At 35.2% G+C, this 20,041-nt stretch carries 18 protein-coding genes and 1 pseudogene; 14 read left to right on the plus strand and 5 right to left on the minus strand.

Annotation, left to right across the window (positions count from 1 at the left end):
* Positions 1–347: 347 nt before the first annotated feature.
* The 7 genes from H7K77_RS00260 to H7K77_RS00290 all read left to right on the plus strand — a co-directional run bounded on the left by H7K77_RS00260 (position 348) and on the right by H7K77_RS00290 (position 7,712).
* Positions 348–941 carry a GNAT family N-acetyltransferase gene (locus H7K77_RS00260; RefSeq protein WP_186575724.1) on the plus strand — a complete coding sequence of 198 codons (594 nt, stop codon included), beginning with the start codon at positions 348–350 and terminating at the stop codon, positions 939–941.
* Between the two features lie 376 nt (positions 942–1,317).
* Entirely contained in the window at positions 1,318–1,713 is a 396-nt protein-coding gene (gene spxA, locus H7K77_RS00265; protein WP_186575725.1) for a transcriptional regulator SpxA, read from the plus strand.
* A gap of 377 nt (positions 1,714–2,090) precedes the next feature.
* On the plus strand, positions 2,091–2,777 hold the full coding sequence (gene mecA, locus H7K77_RS00270; protein WP_186575726.1) for an adaptor protein MecA: 687 nt from the start codon (positions 2,091–2,093) through the stop codon (positions 2,775–2,777).
* Between the two features lie 328 nt (positions 2,778–3,105).
* Positions 3,106–4,287 (plus strand): competence protein CoiA, encoded by a 1,182-nt coding sequence (locus tag H7K77_RS00275; protein ID WP_186575727.1) that lies wholly within the window; start codon positions 3,106–3,108, stop codon positions 4,285–4,287.
* A gap of 109 nt (positions 4,288–4,396) precedes the next feature.
* Positions 4,397–6,211 (plus strand): oligoendopeptidase F, encoded by a 1,815-nt coding sequence (gene pepF / locus H7K77_RS00280; protein WP_186575728.1) that lies wholly within the window; start codon positions 4,397–4,399, stop codon positions 6,209–6,211.
* A gap of 241 nt (positions 6,212–6,452) precedes the next feature.
* Positions 6,453–6,956, plus strand: a complete 504-nt coding sequence (locus tag H7K77_RS00285; protein WP_268911876.1) for a CueP family metal-binding protein — start codon at positions 6,453–6,455, stop codon at positions 6,954–6,956.
* Between the two features lie 348 nt (positions 6,957–7,304).
* On the plus strand, positions 7,305–7,712 hold the full coding sequence (locus H7K77_RS00290; RefSeq protein ID WP_186575730.1) for an NUDIX hydrolase: 408 nt from the start codon (positions 7,305–7,307) through the stop codon (positions 7,710–7,712).
* 462 nt (positions 7,713–8,174) lie between these two features.
* Here the strand turns inward: H7K77_RS00290 and H7K77_RS00295 are convergent, their stop codons facing one another.
* From H7K77_RS00295 to H7K77_RS00305, 3 genes are all read right to left on the minus strand, one after another.
* Positions 8,175–9,071, minus strand: a complete 897-nt coding sequence (locus H7K77_RS00295) for a ClpXP adapter SpxH family protein (protein WP_186575731.1) — start codon at positions 9,069–9,071, stop codon at positions 8,175–8,177.
* On the minus strand, positions 9,068–9,469 hold the full coding sequence (locus tag H7K77_RS00300) for a globin domain-containing protein (protein WP_186575732.1): 402 nt from the start codon (positions 9,467–9,469) through the stop codon (positions 9,068–9,070). Before H7K77_RS00300 ends, H7K77_RS00295 begins: the two co-directional genes overlap by 4 nt.
* A gap of 182 nt (positions 9,470–9,651) precedes the next feature.
* Entirely contained in the window at positions 9,652–10,227 is a 576-nt protein-coding gene (locus H7K77_RS00305; RefSeq protein ID WP_186575733.1) for a CYTH domain-containing protein, read from the minus strand.
* Between the two features lie 225 nt (positions 10,228–10,452).
* Here H7K77_RS00305 and H7K77_RS00310 point away from each other — a divergent pair, with 225 nt between their 5' ends.
* Genes H7K77_RS00310 through H7K77_RS00320 form a run of 3 tightly spaced genes read left to right on the plus strand, consistent with a single transcriptional unit; the run spans position 10,453 to position 12,821 of the window.
* Entirely contained in the window at positions 10,453–11,073 is a 621-nt protein-coding gene (locus H7K77_RS00310) for a GTP pyrophosphokinase (RefSeq protein WP_186575734.1), read from the plus strand.
* Between the two features lie 19 nt (positions 11,074–11,092).
* On the plus strand, positions 11,093–11,896 hold the full coding sequence (locus H7K77_RS00315; RefSeq protein ID WP_186575735.1) for an NAD kinase: 804 nt from the start codon (positions 11,093–11,095) through the stop codon (positions 11,894–11,896).
* Positions 11,897–11,933: 37 nt separating this feature from the next.
* Positions 11,934–12,821: an RluA family pseudouridine synthase gene (locus H7K77_RS00320; RefSeq protein ID WP_186575736.1), complete on the plus strand. Its 888-nt coding sequence runs from the start codon at positions 11,934–11,936 to the stop codon at positions 12,819–12,821.
* A gap of 59 nt (positions 12,822–12,880) precedes the next feature.
* On the opposite strand, the gene prpE is transcribed toward H7K77_RS00320, so the two are convergent.
* Positions 12,881–13,627, minus strand: coding sequence for a bis(5'-nucleosyl)-tetraphosphatase PrpE (prpE, locus tag H7K77_RS00325; RefSeq protein ID WP_186575737.1), 747 nt, complete (start codon positions 13,625–13,627; stop codon positions 12,881–12,883).
* A gap of 66 nt (positions 13,628–13,693) precedes the next feature.
* Complete coding sequence (locus tag H7K77_RS00330; protein ID WP_186575738.1) at positions 13,694–14,863, minus strand: FtsW/RodA/SpoVE family cell cycle protein; 1,170 nt, start codon at positions 14,861–14,863, stop codon at positions 13,694–13,696.
* Between the two features lie 287 nt (positions 14,864–15,150).
* On the opposite strand from H7K77_RS00330, the gene mgtE reads away from it, so the two are divergent.
* The 4 genes and pseudogenes from mgtE (at position 15,151) to H7K77_RS00350 (ending at position 19,921) form a co-directional block, all read left to right on the plus strand.
* Positions 15,151–16,518: a magnesium transporter gene (gene mgtE / locus H7K77_RS00335; RefSeq protein WP_186575739.1), complete on the plus strand. Its 1,368-nt coding sequence runs from the start codon at positions 15,151–15,153 to the stop codon at positions 16,516–16,518.
* A gap of 15 nt (positions 16,519–16,533) precedes the next feature.
* Entirely contained in the window at positions 16,534–18,384 is a 1,851-nt protein-coding gene (locus tag H7K77_RS00340) for a monovalent cation:proton antiporter family protein (RefSeq protein ID WP_186575740.1), read from the plus strand.
* 148 nt (positions 18,385–18,532) lie between these two features.
* Entirely contained in the window at positions 18,533–19,312 is a 780-nt protein-coding gene (gene fabI, locus H7K77_RS00345; protein ID WP_186575741.1) for an enoyl-ACP reductase FabI, read from the plus strand.
* A 283-nt stretch (positions 19,313–19,595) separates the two neighbouring features.
* Positions 19,596–19,921: pseudogene (locus tag H7K77_RS00350) on the plus strand (YnfA family protein).
* Positions 19,922–20,041 lie beyond the last annotated feature (120 nt).

Genomic DNA, 20,041 nt, shown 5'->3' on the forward strand with positions numbered 1-20,041 from the left:
ATCCCGGAAGAGCGGTCTTTGCTCTGAGGAAGCTGAGGCCGTGCCCACGGAAAGCGGAGTATTCTGCCGAAGCGAGTGATCGCACCCATCAAATAGTAAATAAGAGAATTACGTACTGGTGATTTTATACATATTACGAAATAAGCAACAATGGTTATGAAAAGGGCTATTTTTATGACAAATTTTCCAGTTAGAGCATATATGCCTAAATTCTGATTTATGTTCAAAATATTGGATTAGAAATGTGAAAAGAGGGTATTAATAAAAGGACGCTTTAAAATCGATTTAACAAGTTGGTAATTTTTCGTTATAATAGAAAAGACTACAAAAATAAAGGGAGTAGATCAATGAATTGGTTTGAAAAGCTTAATGAGTATTTTCCTGTACAAGAAATGAAGTCTAAAAAGCACATGGAGATGCTTTTAAAAGAAAAAAGTGACGTTTACCACAAAGATGAAAGTAACGATCACGTATTAATGTATGCAGAATTTGAAACATTCATTTTTATAGACTACTTATACGTAGCAGCAGCTACTAGAGGACAGGGATTAGGACACAAGTTAATTGAAAAATTGAAAGAAAAGAATAAGCCAATTATCTTAGAAGTGGAACCTGTAGACTATGAGGAAACAGATACAGAGAAAAGACTTCGATTCTATCAACGTGAAGGTTTTGTCCATGCACAATCAATAGGCTACAATAGACGTTCTTTAGCTACAAATGAGGAAACGCCTCTGGAAATATTGTATTGGACACCTGAAGATCAAGATGAAGAGTCTATTTACAAACAAATGAAGAAAATGTATGAAGATATACACACGTACAAAGATGAAGAAATTTATGGTAAGTCGTACCAACCTGTAGATGAAGTTCTAACTTATGATGATGAACGTGATAGCGATGATATTTTTGATGCATTAAAAGAAAAAGAAAACGTTTAATTGTTAGTTATGATGTTGTAATGTAAGCCTCTGTTACCATCATTCGGAGCAGAGGACTTTTTTATGTACGAACAAACGATCATAATTATCCATAGTTTCCCTATCTTATTTAATACATATGTTGATACTTAGATGAATATTTTCTTTTCTAGAAATTTTCTTTAATAAATAGGTTTAATTGATAATAAGACGGGGTAAATACCTCTAGATAGAATTATGTAATTTCTAAGGAAAATCATGATATACTCTATCATTGATAAGACAAATGTAGTATACTCATACATAGAAGAGTTATTTAAAGTAATTGTAATTTAATAAATTCTTCAATGTCATGAAGTGATATAAATTAAATTCGCATATTGAGGAGTGAAGTTTTATGGTAACACTTTATACCTCACCAAGTTGTACATCTTGCCGAAAAGCAAAAGCATGGTTGGAAGAGCATGATATTCCATTTCGCGAGAGAAATATTTTCTCAGATGCACTTACTCTAGATGAGATTAAAGAGATATTGAGAATGACTGAAGATGGAACTGATGAGATCATATCTACAAGATCTAAAGTTTTTCAGAAGTTAGACATGAACCTTGATCAATTACCTTTAAAGGATCTTTTTAATCTAATTCAGGAAAATCCAGGTCTTTTAAGAAGACCAATTATTCTGGATGAAAAGCGTCTACAAGTTGGTTATAACGAGGACGAAATCCGTAGATTCCTACCAAGAACTGTTCGTACATTTCAACTTCGTGAAGCACAGCGAATGGTCAACTAATAACATAAACGCAGGTCTTGTAATATAGATCTGCGTTTTGTTTCATATTTAAGAGGTTTTTTGGACATCTCACTTTGGAAAAGAGAGGAAGTTGATCCAATTATTTTTTCTTAGGGAGATAAACAGATTAGATGACAAACCTCTGCAAATAAGCTAAAATATGTATTCAATACCTTTATAATAAATAGATGACATTTAACTATTTTATGAATTTATGGGCATTTTTATTTTCAAATTATTCGGTTTTATCATAAGATAGATGTAAGAGGATAGGTTTATATAACCTTTTAATGATAAGGTGATAGTAGGGTATATTTATAAATAGGTGAAGATATCCCTTCCACCTAATTTATTTCTTCAAGAAGGGAGAGTTTCGAATGGAAATTGAAAGAATTAATGAGAATACGGTGAAATTTTATATCTCCTACCTAGACATTGAAGACCGTGGCTTTGATAGAGAGGAAATCTGGTACAATCGTGAGAAAAGTGAACAACTCTTCTGGCAGGTAATGGACGAAGTAAATTATAATGAAGATGATTTTCATATAGATGGACCACTATGGATTCAAGTTCAAGCCTTGGATAAGGGCTTAGAAATCGTAGTTACAAAAGCACAACTATCTAAAGATGGGCAAAACTTAGAACTACCTACTGAGAGTGGAAAAACGTTTGATATGCCTGTTGATGACAAGATTGAATCATTATTAGAAGAGAAATTTGGAAATTCCTACGATGAAGATGATGATAGAAATCAAAATGGGATTCAAGACTTTTCATTTATTGTGAGTTTCAAAGAATTTGAAGATGTTATTCAGCTTAGTCATTCTTTTACAAGTGTAGATGGAGTTAGTGATAAACTGTATCATTTTGAGGATAAGTATTTACTTTTGCTTCAATTTGATGATGAATTACTAACTGATGAAGAGCAAGAAAATATACTAAGTCAGGTACTTGAGTTTGGTCAAGAGTCTAGTATTACGATTTATCGACTTGAGGAGTATGGCAAATCCATATTCGACAGCACTGCGCTAGAGCAAGTTAAAAATTATTTTCCATTAAACTGAGGGGCATTCGTAAACGGGTGCCTTTTTTTTGTTGTTTAGGAAATTAGAAAATCTGCTGAATGCGGATAACACGTAAGAACAGCCTCGTCTAGCTCCGAGCGCCAGAGATTAGCGAGACTTCCCTCGCCACCGTACAATAACAATTCAACGCTCTGTCGAATTTCGGAAAAACAGAATTAGTTCGCAATGTAACGACTTGTTTATATTAAATCACATCCTAAAGGTTGTATCTAAGAATAAGTGCCAGTTACGAAAAGAGTCATTTTTAATTATGGTTATAAAGAGGAGATTATTCAATAGTTGAAGAATTAATAAGTTGGAGGTGAAGATGAAAATGCTACAAGCAAAAAATCAAAAGGGTATCGTACAATCTTTAGTTTCATTAACTAAACATGAAATTGAGGATTGTAGAAAAAGAAACAGTTATTTCTGTCCAATATGTGAGGAACGATTACTAATTAAAGCCGGAGACAAAATGATTGCACATTTTGCACATCAGAGTAAGAGTAGGTGTCCAGAATCTCTTCATGGAGAAGGTGAGTATCATGAAAAGGGAAAGCTTGAACTATACAACTGGTTACGTAAACAAGGACTACAGGTACAATTAGAGGCTTATCTTCCTGAAATAAAACAACGTCCTGATATCCTGCTTACTATTGGTAATAAGAAAATAGCGATAGAGTACCAATGTGCAAAGATTCCAAGAGCGGTTTTTCTGGCTAGAAACAAAGGCTATCAGAAACTTGGTATCCATCCGATCTGGATATTAGGTGGAAATAAATTATCCCGAAAAGGAAAGAGTTCTCTTTACATTAATTCCTCAGACCAAATATTCCTTCATCAATTTGCAACTTATACCCCATTAACCATATATTTCTTTTGTCCCAACGTACAACAATTTGCAATAGTTCAACACGTTTATTTAACAGGCCGCAAATGCGCTTATGGTCAATTTTATTTTAGTATTCTTGGTAAGTTAAGGTTCACTGATTTATTTACTAGTTATCCTCTAGATAGCAAGGTATTCACGGAATTTTGGACAAATGAGAAACTGTTGTTGCGAAATCGACCTCTTGTTTCAAGATCGAGGCAGGAGAGACAATGGAAACAATGGCTGTATTTAAATCATTTCTACCAGAGTACACTCCCTTCTATTATTCATTTACCAATTCAATCACAATGGAGGATGAAATCTCCTCCATGGGTATGGCAAAGCCGCTTATGGTATTATGCTGTTTTTGAAAAGAAAACTGTCTTTCTAGACCAATGTATGCTATTACTAAAGCAACACATACAAACTCCACAGCTATTCCCACTTATTAAGTTAACCCCCAACCCAATTGAGGAATATCTAAACCTCCTCACAAAGCTTAAATACCTTCAAAGAAGAGCCCCTAATACGTATGAAGTTATAAAACAGCCAAGAACATATAAACAAGTAGAAAGTGTATTATCTGAAGATAAATGTATACTTAATGAATTATTATTTTATGAGCGTTACTACGAATGATTCTTTGTGTATTACGATATAATAAAATAGGAAGAATAATGAAAAAAAGGAATATTCGATTCGGGTATCGAAGTATTTATGTAGGAAGTAATAAAGGAGGATTTTTACTTTGGCAAAAGGACAAAAAGAGTTAAAAAGTAGAGAGCAGGTTCCAGTAGAATACACTTGGAAGCTAGAGGATATCTTTGCAACAGATAAAGAATGGGAAAAGGAATTAGAAGGCATCAAGCAACAGATACCTGCCTTTAAAGAATATCAGGGTCAATTAAGTGATTCGGCTCAAAAGCTGTATGATTTACTGAGTTTACAAGATGAGGTTTCTGCAAGAATTGGAAAGCTTTATACATACGCTCATATGAGATATGATCAGGACACTACCAATTCCTTTTATCAAGCAATGAATGCAAAAGCAGAAAATGTGATTACACAGGTTTCTAGTGCAATGAGTTTCATTGTTCCAGAAATTCTTACAATTGAGGAAGAGAAGCTTAATGGTTTCTTAGAGGAAAAAGAGGAACTAAAACTTTATAAGCATACATTAAGTGAAATCACTAGGCAGCGTCCACATATCTTAAGTGAAAAGGAAGAGGAATTACTTGCAGAAGCTTCAGAGGTAACAGATAATGCTTCTCAAACTTTTGGCATGCTAAACAATGCAGACTTAAAGTTTCCTGCTGTTAAAGACGAAGAGGGGAATGAAATTGATCTTACGCATGGTCGTTATATTAATTTCTTAGAGTCTAGTGACCAACGTGTGAGAAGAGATGCCTTTAAAGCAATGTATGATACGTTTGGCAGCTTTAAAAATACTTTTTCATCCACCTTATCTGGTACAATTAAGAAAGATAACTTCTATGCTAAGGTTCGTAAGTATGATTCAGCACGTCAATCAGCTTTAGATAATAACAAAATTCCAGAACAGGTCTATGATAACCTGGTAGAAGCAGTTAATGAGCGTTTACCATTATTGCAGCGTTATGTAGCATTAAGAAAGCGTGTTTTAGATTTAGAAGAGTTGCATATGTACGATTTGTATACACCTCTGATTAAAGATGTAGATATGAAATTTACTTATGAGGAAGCACAGGAACATATCCTCAAAGGCTTAGAGCCACTAGGTGAGGAATATGTCAACATTATTAAAAAGGGCTATGAAGAGCGTTGGGTAGATGTTGAGGAGAACAAAGGAAAGCGAAGCGGTGCTTATTCTTCTGGTGCGTATGGAACGAACCCATACATTTTAATGAACTGGCAGGATAACTTAAATAATCTTTTCACATTAGCCCATGAGCTTGGTCACTCCCTACACAGTTACTATACACGTGAGAACCAACCATTCCGCTATGGTAACTATTCTATATTCGTAGCTGAAGTTGCATCAACATGTAACGAAGCGCTTCTTAACGAATATATGATTAATAATACAACAGATGACAAACAAAAGTTATTCTTAATTAACCACTTCTTGGAAGGTTTTAGAGGTACTGTGTTCAGGCAAACAATGTTTGCAGAATTTGAACATAACATTCATATCCTTGCACAAAATGGTGAGGCACTAACAGCTGATAAACTAACAGAAGTGTATTATGATCTAAACAAAAAATATTTTGGTGATGATTTAATAGTAGATGAAGAAATTGGTTTGGAATGGGCTCGAATTCCACATTTCTATTACAATTATTACGTCTATCAATACGCAACAGGATATTCTGCTGCACAATCTCTTGCTTCACAAATATTAAAGGAAAAAGAACCAGCAGTTGCACGATATAAAGAATTCTTAAAAGCTGGAAGCAGTGACTATCCAATTGAAGTTTTAAAACGTGCAGGTGTAGATATGACTGAGAAAGCACCGATTCTTTCTGCATTAGATGTATTTGAAGAAAAACTTAATGAAATGGAAAAGCTGTTAGATAGCATGTGATGAATTTTTAAGATATATAAAAGTAGTTCAATTTGAAGGAGTTTTCCAAATTGAACTACTTTTTTTCACAAAATTATCAAAAATTGGATCTTCATATTTAAAACGGATACGTCAGTTTTATGGTAGAATATTTGTGAACTTAAACACTCATATAAAACAGTTAATGAATAACTGCCATTGAAACGGAGATGTAAACATGAATAAACGTAATATTTTTTTGCTCCTTGGATTAGTTGTCAGTATGTTAGCAATCTTTTTTCTAGTAGTAGATCCCAAACAAAATGTAACAAATGAAAGTGATGTAGAGGATATTAAGCAGTTGGTTAGTGATTATAGTAGTAGAAGTATTACAAGTAAGTCTGCTTCGATAACTTCGCATGAAATAATTGTGACAGATAACAATGACAACAAAACTACCTACGAGTTGCCTAAGGATGAATATTTTGTATCGATTGCACCTTACGTTGATAACACACACCCTTGTGAGATACACAGTTTGACTGGATGTCAGGGAGAAATGGTTGGGGAGAAAGTTGACGTATATATCGAAGACTTAGATGGGAATGTAATCGTAGATAAATCTATGACGACGGAGTCCAATGGATTTATTGATTTGTGGGTACCGCGTGATCAAAAATATAAGATAACCATCAGCCAAAATGGAAAAGTTTCAGAGTCAGAGTTTACAACGTTTGAAGATGATAACACTTGTATTACAACCATGCAATTAAAGGAGAGCATCTAGTAAACACGCTATTTTACAACAGGTTTTCAAAAGAGTAATTTCCCCATAACCGGAAATTACTCTTTTTTTGCAAATGGATAATTATGTTAAAATGTTATAGAGCAGAATTCCTACGTGCAATCATTTAACAAAATTTCATAGACTTCTCCAGTAAAGTATGAAGACCTACATTCCTTATAGAAGGTGAATGCTAAACAACGCTGCGGAAAGCGTAGTATATTTCCGGAACGGTTGATCAGCATTTATTAAGATTGTAAAAAGTTAGTTACTGGAGAGGTTTATCTCAACACTGAATGAAGAAAAGGGATATAAGAAAATATTTTGATAAGTACAAAAGGAGGGGAAGTAATGACGATGCCGAAGCATATAGTTTCTGCAGCAGCAATTGTATTGAATGATAATAATGAACTATTGTTAATAAAAGGACCCAGACGTGGATGGGAAATGCCTGGTGGACAAGTAGAAGAGGGAGAATCATTGAAGGCGGCAGCTATAAGGGAAACGAAAGAAGAATCAGGAATAGATATTGTGATTACTAAATATTGTGGACTATTTCAAAATGTGAGAGGCAGTATATGTAACCATTTATTTCTAGGTAAACCGGTAGGAGGAGAATTAACAACAAGTCCTGAAAGCTTAGAGGTAGGCTATTATCCAATAAACAAAGGATTAGATATGATTACATGGAAAAACTTCAGGCAAAGGATTGAATACTGTTTAGATGATAGCTATCATCCATTCCTAATTGAATTTTAGTTATTTAAAACCTCGAAAGACTTTTTGGTGAGTAAATGTGTAAAGAGTTAAATAAATCGAAATAAACAGCATGGGTAAAGTAATGAACATTGGAATTAGGCGCATAAACCCAAATATATTAAAGACAAATGCTACTATAGTTAAAAATAAGAAAAAGTAACCTAAAAAGCGTTGCATGTCCTTACCTCCATTAAAATCTTTTGTTAGCAATATATGCTTCTTAAAGAAAAAATAGAAGTGTGACATTTTTGTGAAATGACGAACAAAATTATTGCGTAAATTGGCTAATCCTGATATATTCTATATGTGAGATGTTTAACAAACAAAAAACCCCTTTGTTTGACCTGAAACTTTCTCCCATCCCCCCTTGTCTAGAGATAGACTAGGAAAAGGATATGTCACGCGGACATATCCTTTTTATATTGTAGGAACCAAAAAAAGCTCCTCTAGTGTAGAGGAGCTTTATATTTGTTTCCAAAAGCAACCATACTTGACTGGTACCTTTTCAACTAGTTGTTTTAGTTGTAACTTCTTCATTTCTTTCTCTGCTTTTTCAAGTGACCAATCATATACGACAGAAACTTCTTTAGTTCCTACAAACTGAAAATAAGAAACGAATTCTTCGAGTGGAGGCTTTTGAGCAGGGGGTACATTTTTCTGTAGCATCTGTTCTAATACCTTCACGTATATTTCATATGGGTATAATCCTGACAGTTTAAGTCCTTCTTCTTCAACAGATTCATTAAAATATACCATAGTTGGAATATATTCTACATCCATTTCTTTAGTAAGCTTTAAATCACATTGAAGTGCCTTCTTAGATGAACTAGAGTAAAGATCATTTTTAAATTCATCAATATCTAGGTTAGAATTTCTTGCACAATCAAGGAGAATCTCTTCCTGGGAAATATCTTTCTTATTAAGAAATACATATTCCTGAAGTTTTCTTAAGAATTTTCTTCCTGCTTTTTTCCCTTGTAGTTCGGCGGCCTTTATGGCGATTGAAGCGAGCCATGGAAAAGAGATCGGATTTTCTATCCAAAGGTCACCGTCACAACTCATTCCAGTCCGACTAGCTGTTTTTTCCCATATATCTTTTAACTGTTTCGGCTTATCAAATTTATCCTTGTTTAACGTTGCGAGCTGACCACTTAAGATAGGTCGAATCGTAAAGTATCGTCCATATTCAATCGATAATTTTTTCAAATATGGTTCTAAGGACCAACATTCTGGACAAAGAGGATCAACAAACAGATATATTTCAATAGGTTTCTTGAGTAAGTCTAAAAAACTGTGTGAGGCTGTTGTATAGTTCCTATTTTGGTTGTTGTTTGAAGGCCCAGATGAGTTCCAACTCACATCGATTCTCCTTTCTCATCCTCAGGTGTATTCATCATATGTTCAGCAGTTAAAGTCAGCCGTTCGAACATTGCGCTTCTATATGGTTCTTCAATCTCTACCTTATCTAATGCTTTTTCCATACATTCAAGCCAAGCATCTTTCCGAGACGGTGTAATTGGAAATTCTAAATGTCTCCTTCTTAGCATTGGGTGCCCATGTTCTTCTATATACAATGGTGGTCCACCAAAAAATTGCGTTAAAAATTGCTTTTGCTTTCGTGCTGTTTCAGTTAAGTCATCAGGGAAAATGGGGATAAGATCTGGGTGAGTAGCTACTTTGGAATAAAAAGTATCAACCAATTCCGCTATTTTCTCTTGTCCTCCGATTGCTTCAAAAATACTACTAAATTGTTTCATTTTTCCAAAACCCTTCGTACTAAGGTTGTAAATTTCAAACTTTATATTTGTAGATATTGTAACAGTGTATCTGTATTATGAGCAAATTATCTGTTTGGACAAGCTTATAGGCTGATGTATAAGAAGTTTAAGCTGTTGTTATACAGTTTGTATAAAAAACTAGTTGTACTACTTCTAAATAACTATATATCTAGAGATTCATAGAAGCGCGCTATTTTATTTGGTGTTGTTTTTTTTGTGATTGATAAGGCTGTTAGCAGTTCCCCAAAGACATGCTCTCCGTGCTTTTTAGTGGGTGCTTCCAATTCCAATTCATAATCTGTTTTACCATTATATTCACTTCTATCTAATACGATAGTTGTTTGTTTATATGGCAGTTCTATTCGGTATGTTCTTAATGAACCACCGTATTTTAATGTTGCAAAATCCACTTTCATTTCATTAAGTTGCTTTGCAACATGTGGTTTTGGTAGGATTGATCCATTAATCCAAGACTTTGCTTCTGCTTCTGTAAGTGTGTCATGCGTTTCTAATATTCCTTCTTGATGTGGTTGTTTTAGTGTCAATTGCCATAAATTATTTTTTTCTCTAATTCTTAGTGCTGCCCCTTTTTCTTTTAGTGAAAAATTATCAGTTTCAAAATAGTGATTCTCTTGTAAGATTGCAGATGTATTATCTAATTCAAAGTAAGTTAGTAATTGATCAAATTCTTCTTTAGTTAATAAATTTTTATACTCAATTTCTATTTCTTGTGACAATATAATCCCTCCAAATGAAGTCCTGTGTTTCTATTCTGTAAAATTATTAAAGAAATTGCAAAAGTTAGCTATCGTAAAACAATTTTTTTCTTAGAAACTAATGTGATGACCTATAATGTATAAATGCAAACTAGACTGTAGTAACTACCACTTTATGGTACAATTAATATGTATGTGTTAAACAGAATATATAGATGTGAAGGTCATTAGAAGGTGGTGCAAGTTATGAATTGGGAAGCTTTTCTAGTACCTTATGTGCAGGTGGTAGAAGAATTAAAGGTGAAACTAAGAGGGATGAGGGCACAATATGAATATGGATCTGAGCACTCACCAATTGAATTTGTTACTGGTCGAGTTAAACCAGTAAGAAGCATATTAGATAAAGTTAGTCGGAAACTTATACCTTTGGATAATATTGAAAAAGAAATTCAAGATATTGCAGGTGTGCGTGTTGTATGCCAATTTGTTGATGATATATATACGGTTATTGAAATGTTGCGAGCAAGAAATGATTTTCATATTATTGAAGAGAAAGATTATGTAAGTAAGAAAAAAGATAGCGGATACCGTTCCTACCATATGATTATCAGGTACCCAGTTGAAACGATAAGTGGGGAAAAACAAGTGATTGCTGAGATCCAAATCAGGACGCTTGCTATGAATTTTTGGGCAACGAATGAACATTCCATAAATTATAAGTACGAGGGACAGATTCCAAAAGATCTAAAGGCTAGATTAAAGGTAGCTGCTGAAGCGGCTTTTAATTTGGATGAAGAAATGTCAAAAATAAGAGATGAAGTCCAGGAAGCACAGCGGATCTATCGTCAGAACAAAAATAAGCATTGAGGAAGGGGACGCAACACCTATGAAGTTCGCAATTACGTCTAAGGGTGATTCAAAGTCAGATCAGTTAAAAGCTAGAATTATTCAGTATCTTGAGGATTTTGAATTAGTTTATGATAAAGAACAACCAGATTTAGTTATTTCTGTAGGTGGAGATGGTACGTTTCTTGAAGCATTTCACACCTATAACCATCGCTTAAAAGAAACAGCATTTATTGGCGTACATACAGGGCATTTGGGTTTTTATGCAGATTGGTTACCACGTGATATCGAGAAGCTTGTTATCGGCATAGCTAAAAGTCAGTTTGAAGTAGTTGAATACCCTTTATTAGATATAAAAATATATCCTCAGGACGGTAGTGAGGTCAATCACTTTTTAGCTCTAAATGAGGGGTCTGTAAAAACAACAGAAGGATCGGTCGTATTAGATGTAAATATTAAAGGGGAACATTTTGAAAGATTTCGAGGTGATGGGCTATGCATTTCCACACCTTCGGGAAGTACGGCTTATAATAAAGCTTTAGGTGGTGGTATTATTCATCCCTCATTAGAATCGATACAAATTACAGAGATGGCCTCCATTAACAATCGAGTATTTCGTACAATAGGCTCTCCTTTGATCTTACCGAAGCATCATGTTTGTGAATTAAAACCTATTCATGATGATCGAAGTTTTTTAATTACAATTGACCATAATACAAGAACCTATACAAATGTTAGTTCCATTGAGTGTCGTGTAGCAGATGAGAAAATTAGGTTTGCGCGTTTCCATTCCTTTCCTTTTTGGAAAAGAGTTCATGATTCCTTTATATCAGATGAAAGATAATAATTAATCTTATAGAGCAAGAAGGGTGACAACAAGAGTGAATTGGACAGTTGATGAGGAGTACGATGGGTTTTTACTCCGCGATTATTTATTACAAGTGAGAGGCTTTTCTCGAAGAATTTTAAAGGGGATTAAATTTGATGGTGGACAACTACTTGTAAATGGAGAAGATTCTAGAGTTCGAAGAGTGCTGCAAGTAGGGGATAAGGTGGAGGTGTTATTTCCACCCGAAAAGAAAGGATCCTTCATGAACCCTGAACTTATTCAATTGGACATTGTCTATGAAGATGACGATGTTCTTGTGGTGAATAAGCCTCCAGGTATGGCTACCATTCCATCTTTTAACCATGGGTCAGGTACTTTAGCTAATGGGATCTTGGGGTATTATCAAACAAAGCAAATTCCTTATACTATTCATATTGTAACGCGTTTAGATAAGGATACTTCAGGCTTGGTGTTAGTTGCAAAGCATCGATTTAGTCATTCGATACTTTCCAAAGATCAGAAGTTAGGGAAAGTAAACCGGAGTTACTTTGCCATCATTGAGGGGCAGATGGTGGATAAAGAAGGAACAATAGAGGAACCGATTGCTAGGAAGCCAGATTCTATTATTGAACGAATGGTGCATGAGAATGGGCAACGTGCGGTTACACACTATCGAGTAAAAGAAAAGGTAGGCCCTTTTTCTTTAATGGATATTAAATTAGAGACAGGAAGGACCCATCAGATCCGAGTGCATTTCAGTTATCTAGACCACCCTTTAGTTGGTGATAGTTTATATGGAGGGTCTACTACATACATGGAAAGACAAGCACTACATTGTCAATCATTAGCCTTCACGCAACCATTAACCAACCAGCGGTTAAGCTTCACCTGTGAAATACCTGAGGATATGAAGGGGCTTCTATGCGTAGGTGAAAAGTAAAGCAATATTAAAACGAGTATGGGAGCCCTATACTCGTTTTAATATTATATATTGGTTCTTTACTCAAAGTGACTAAATTTCTCTTCAAGAAAAGACTGATTAGACTTGACCGAAACAGTCGTTTCCTCCGGTAATGAAAAAGCTGTTAATTTATTTCCAAATACACAACCTGTATCAATGTTGATAGTTTTGTTCACTACTCTAGGTTCCTTAACAGGTGTGTGACCATAAACGATCCATTGATCTCCCGCATAATCCTGTGCCCAATCTCTTCGAACAGGGCGTCCGTCTGGATGTGTTTCCCCAGTGATATCACCGTAAAGTACGAAGGTCTTCACTTTTTTGCTTGTACTTCCTATTAGTTTCTCGCTAATCCCTGCGTGTGCAATGACTGCATTAACATCATGTAATTGTAAATATAACTCAGCTTTCTCATATAAAGTCATAAAATGATGTCTTATTAGTTTTTGCTGTTTTGAATTTAAATGTTTGTACTCCGCAACTGTGGTTTCAAGACCATGTTGTTGTTTGACTTTATTCCCCAGGAAGTATCGATATAACTTATTACAATGGTTACCTGGTACATATTTTGCATAATCGTGTTCTATAACCATTTTGTAAACAAGATCAATAACTTCAATTGAGTTGGGTCCCCGGTCTGTTAAGTCACCAATAAATACAGGAATTCTACCATCTGGATGAATAGGTATATGTTTGTCACTGTCCCAAACATAATGAAGCTTATCAAAAAGTTCATGTAACTCTTCAAGACAACCATGTATATCACCAATTACATCAATTTTCATAGTCGATACCTCCAATAAAAAAATAGAGTGGAGTGCTATTAGCTAGCATTTCCACCCTTAAAAAAACTAATCAAACATATACTCTTTTGTACGGAAGTGAATACTCAGTACCATCCCAATTGCAATGAGGTAGGTTAAAGTCGAGCTTCCCCCATAACTAATGAAAGGAAGAGGTAGGCCAGTGATGGGTAACAATTTTACTGTCATTCCAATGTTCTGGAATACTTGAAAGGTGAACATACCGATACACCCAGTAACTAGATAACTTCCGAAAGGATCATTACTCTGCAGTCCAATATGAATTAATCTATAAATAAGCAAGAAATATAAGGTAATAACAAAACTTGACCCGATAAACCCAAACTGTTCTGCGATTGCTGTGAAGATCATATCCGTATGAGGTTCAGGAATGGTGTCGACAACTTGATAATCCCCAATTCCTTTTCCAGATAATTGACCAGATCCAATTGCGAGCATGGCACGTATTAATTGGTACCCTCCACTTTGACCAACTTCTTCAGTATTTAACCACCCTTGGAAACGACTCTCCACGTGTTCAAAACCAGCTGCATCAACAAAACTCTCTACCTTTTCTGGAGCATAAATATAGGCCGCCACAACAAGACACACAGCGATTACTGCTGTTCCTACCAGGGATAAAATAATTCTCCACTGTATGCCGGAAACAAGAACAAGTGAAACAGTAATGGCGCAAAGAACTAAAACTCCACCTAAATCTGGTTGTTTAGCGACAAGAGCAAGTGGTGGTAAAGTAACGAGAGCTATTTTGGTTAATAACCAAATATCAAATTTCAATGTATGGTTTTTGTATTTCTCATTATGGGCAACAATTACATGTGCTAATAAGATAATAAGAAAAACTTTCATAAATTCAGCTGGTTGCATAGTTCCAAATACAGGAAATTCGAACCAACCCCATGCGCCGTTTACTTCTTTTGCTATCCCAGGAGGAAAGTGGAAAAAAAGCATAAGTAACAGAATCATGCCAATCCCGTACAAAATCCAGGAGACCTGTCGTAGACGATCGAAATCAAATAACATCATGACTACAACAGCCATTGACCCAACGATATACCAAATAACTTGCTTAAGATAATAATTCTGATCCAAGTGAGGCTGAAGTGTATATATAGTAAAAACACTGACAATTCCTAACAAGATGATGATGGAGATTAATGTGTAATCAATATTCGAATTTGTATTTTTTGAACTCATTGTTGTACCTTTCTTTCATTAAATTTAATATTTAGAATAAGGAATATTATCGAAACAAAAAGATGTTTGTATTGTGTGTTTTCATATAGAATAGTATTTATCAAACGTCGCTAATTTTTGACTTCATTCCATTAGTACTAAGTGTACATCAAAATCATACTTTTTTTAAGCAAAGTTTTATAAGCATAGAGACTTATTTTATCTAGAAGATAATCTAGTAGTCATTGGTTGACAAATACACACATCCACATTAATATTATACGGTCTAACGGGTAGGAGGGTGAATAATGGAACATTTAGAAGAACATGAACGTGAAGAGCTATGGGAAAAAGTCCAGGATGCTTTACTAAATGAACAAATTGATCAATTTCGTGCAGAGTTTCTTGAAATACACCCATATGATCAAGCAAAAATATTTGAAGAGCAGTCGGAAAATGTTCGTTTCCTTATATACACATATTTGTCACCAGAAGAGGTGGCAGATGTGATCGAGCACGTTGATAGTGGACGAGTTGAAGAATTTATCTCTGAAATGATTCCAAAGTTCGCTGCCCAAGTGTTAGCAGAAATGTCTACAGATGATGCTGTTGATATATTAAACGAATTAGACAAGAATAAAGTTGCAAGTTATTTAACAATAATGGAAAAAGATGCGTCTGATGAGATAAAGCAACTACTCCACTATGAAGAAAAAACAGCGGGTAGTATCATGACAACAGAGTTTGTTGTTATTCAAACGAACCAGACTGTTAAAGAGGCTATGAGACACCTTCGAAAGGAAGCCCCTGATGCCGAAACGATCTATTATTTATATGTGGTAGACGCACATAAGCGGTTGGTAGGTGTAATTTCATTACGTGATTTGATTATCGCGGAAGGGGACTGGTTAATCTCGGATGTAATGAGTGATCGTGTAGTATCTGTTCCAGTTGGTGAGGATCAGGAGGATATTGCACAAATGATGAGAGACTATGACTTCCTTGCCCTTCCAGTAGTTGATTTCCAAGACCATTTACTTGGAATTATTACCGTCGATGATATTATGGATGTAATGGATCAAGAGGCTAGTGATGATTACTCCAAACTAGCTGGTATCACAGATATTGATAGCACCGATGGGAATGCATTTTTGGCTGCTAAAAAACGTCTACCATGGCTAATAATCCTTCTCTTTTTAGGGATGTTTACAGCAAGTATTATTGGTCGCTTTGAGGCAACGCTTGATCAAGTTGCTATTTTAGCAGTGTTTATTCCATTAATTGCCGGTATGGCTGGTAACACTGGTACACAGGCGCTAGCGGTGGCAGTTAGAAGTATCGCTACAGGTGAGATTGATAAGCAGGGTAAATTTTCAATTATTTATAGAGAAGCGAAGACAGGACTTATTACTGGTACATGTTGTGGGTTTCTGATTATTATTATCATATATGTATGGTATGGCGATCTTTACTTAGGTTTATTAGTAGGTATCTCCATAATGGCTACCCTCATTGTTGCAACGATTGCCGGTGCATTTGTACCGCTTGTTATGCACCGCTTTAATATTGACCCAGCTGTTGCTTCGGGTCCGTTTATAACGACTTTAAATGATATTATTTCTATATTAATATATTTTGGTTTGGCAACGGCGTTTATGAATTTATTAATCCATTAAGGGGGATGAAGAAAATTGGCACATGGAGAGTCGATTAGTTCACTTGTAATTGTTATATTAGCGGCATTTATTACACCAATATTAATGCACCGTTTGCGCTTAAAGATGATTCCAGTTGTGGTAGCGGAAATTATTGTTGGTCTTATTATAGGACATAGTGGATTTAATATTGTGGACGAGAGTACATGGTTAGAGACATTGTCGACTCTTGGTTTTATCTTTTTAATGTTTCTTAGTGGTCTAGAGATAGACTTTTCAATATTTGCAAGAAGAAAAGTAAAAAAGAATAAGACATCTGATAATATTCCTAATCCAGTTGTCCTTGCTTTCATTGCATTTCTTGGAATATTTGGATTGTCCTTACTTTTATCCTATTTATTCGTGTTAGCAGGATTTATTGATAATGTGTTCCTTATGACGTTGATCATATCTACTATTTCCCTTGGTGTTGTAGTTCCAACGTTAAAAGAAGCGCAAGCGATGAAATCACAGCTAGGACAGACTATCTTATTAATTGCAGTAATTGCGGATTTAGTAACGATGATTTTGCTAGCCGTATTTGTATCCTTCTATAGTGAAGGATCAGGTAATATGTGGTTATTGCTCATTTTATTTGGAGCAGGCATTTTAATCTATTTTATTGGGAAATATTTCAGAAGCCAAACGTTTCTGGAGACGATGTCAAAAGGAACTATTCAGATTGGTACGAGAGCCGTCTTTACACTTATTATCTTTTTGGTTGCATTATCCGAATCTGTTGGAGCGGAAAATATTCTTGGTGCGTTTTTAGCAGGGGCTTTAGTATCACTTTTATCCCCGAATCAAGAGTTGGTTCAGAAGCTTGATAGCTTTGGATATGGCTTCTTAATACCAATATTCTTTGTGATGGTTGGGGTAGATATTGATTTATGGTCATTATTTAGTGATCCTAAAGTAGTGGCATTAATCCCGCTACTATTTATCGCATTGTTATTGTCAAAATTAATTCCAGTGGCTATTTTGAAAAAGTGGTATGATTGGCAAACGGTCTTCAGTGCCGGAATGATTCTAACATCCACTCTATCGTTAGTAATTGCCGCTGCTACTATTGGAGAAAGGATCGGTGTGATTGATAGCCAAATGGAAGGCGCGCTAATTCTGGTAGCTGTGTTAACTTGTTTGGTAACACCACCATTCTTTAAAAAATATTATGTGAAGCAAGAAGAGGAGGAACATCGTCAAGTCGTTTCTTTCATTGGTTCAAACCAAGCTACGCTTCCGGTAGTTAGAGAATTGGATCCAAGTAACTTCGAATCACACCTTTATCATACGACAAATGATAAAATCGATGAAAGTTTATCTAGATCAATTTTTGATATAAATAAATTAGAAAGCTATGATATTGAAAACTTAGAAAAAATTGGTGTGTTTAATGTAGATTTAGTTGTTGTTTCTACAGGAGACGAATACAGAAATGCTGAAATTGCTAGCTATGCAAAAGAATTCGGAGTAGAACGAGTGATAGCAAGGGTAGAATCGCCTTCTTTAGATAAAGAACTTAAGGAAAAAGGTATCAATGTATTTTCTGTCCTTTTATCTACTAAAACTCTGCTAAAGGCACTTATCGAAGCACCAAGTGTTGTTGATATTTTAACTAGTCAAGAGAGTGCCTTATATGAAATGAGTATGAATAACGCAAACTACGACGGTACGTTCTTAAGAGAATTTCCATTTACAGGGGACGTTATAATGGTTCGTATATTTAGGGGCAAGGATTCTATTGTACCGCATGGTGATACAGAATTACGGTTAGGAGATCGGTTAATTGTAACTGGATCACACGAATACGTGGAGGAATTGTCACTTATGCTAGAATATGGTGGCTAAACAGATTTCCTATCAATTAATAGCTAATTATTAATTGATAGGTTTTTTTTATGAAATAATTGAGTTTCTAGCTTAAATAAGCTAGACTAGTAGTAGGTACTAATAACAAGTGATAAAGCATTGAATAATTCCTTAGGAGGATTTGTGAATGAATTTTTCGTTAGAAGGACGTACATATGTAATTATGGGAGTTGCAAACAAACGTAGTATTGCGTGGGGAATTGCTCGTTCCATGCATGAGGCTGGAGCTCGTCTAATTTTTACATACGCCAATGAGCGTTTTGAGAAACCTGTTCGGGAGTTAGTTGATTCGTTAGAGGGGCACAATGCACTGTTTTATGAATGTGATGTTACAAATGATGATGCAGTCAATACTACCTTTACTCAAATTAAAGAAGATGTTGGGATCATACATGGACTAGCACATTGTATTGCTTTTGCTAATAAAGAAGACTTAAAAGGTGAGTTTGTAGATACAAGCAGAGATGGTTATTTATTGGCGCATAACATCAGCGCATACTCTCTAGTTTCAGTGGCACGTGCTGCACAGCCTCTTATGACTGAAGGTGGAGGTATTATAACGCTAACCTACTTGGGTGGGGAACGTGTTGTCCAAAATTATAATGTCATGGGTGTTGCTAAAGCTAGTCTAGATGCGACTATGAAGTATTTAGCAAACGACTTAGGTAAGCATGGTATTCGTGTAAATGCTATTTCAGCAGGACCAATTCGCACACTGTCAGCCAAAGGTATTGGAGATTTTAACACTGTTTTAAAGCAAATTGAAGAGAAAGCGCCACTTCGTCGTACGGTAACACAAGAAGAAGTTGGTGATACAGCGTATTACTTGTTAAGTGATCTATCTCGTGGTGTAACAGGTGAGATCATTCATGTTGATTCCGGTTACAATATTATTGGGTTAGCGTAATATTGATTAGCTAAAAATTTATGGAATTTTAAGACCAATCAAAAATTGATTTGGTCTTTTTTTTAAAACCTTAAAAGATTCCACACCATTTTTGTCTTTGTTTTAGACGAACTAATGATAGGCTACAAATTTTGTCCTGTTTGAGGTTAGTGTTTTCGAATGTTGTAAAGTAAGCGGTAGATTCTGTCTTTTGGAAGATTGTGCTAAAATGTAATGGAAATTAACTTAAAAATCTAAAAAACTTTTTTCAAAAAGCAATAGTAACTTAGAAGAAGGTGGTTAGATGATTTATGGTTATCTGTTATTTTTGCTTGCAGGATTAGCAGAAGTTGGTGGTGGGTATTTAATATGGATGTGGCTAAGGGAAGGTAAACCTGCCTACTGGGGTCTAATAGGTGGATTTACATTAGCGATATATGGTGTGATCGCAACCTTTCAGAGTTTCCCGACGTTTGGAAGAGTTTATGCCGCATATGGTGGTGTCTTTATTATGATTTCCATTTTATGGGAGTTAGGTGTTGAAATAAAACTCCTGATTTGTATGACTTTGTTGGAGCTTTCATCTGTATAGTCGGGGTTTCTGTTATATTATTTGCCCCTCGTCATTAAAATTGAAATTGCGCACTAATGGATTTGCAGTAACTGAATTCTTTAATTTATTGAGTGCAAATGCGACGCTGTGGAAAAATACTCGCTTTCCGTGGGGAACGCTTCAGCCTCCTCGCTCGC

This window comes from Aquibacillus kalidii (assembly GCF_014280935.1).
Taxonomy (GTDB): domain Bacteria; phylum Bacillota; class Bacilli; order Bacillales; family Amphibacillaceae; genus Aquibacillus_D; species Aquibacillus_D kalidii.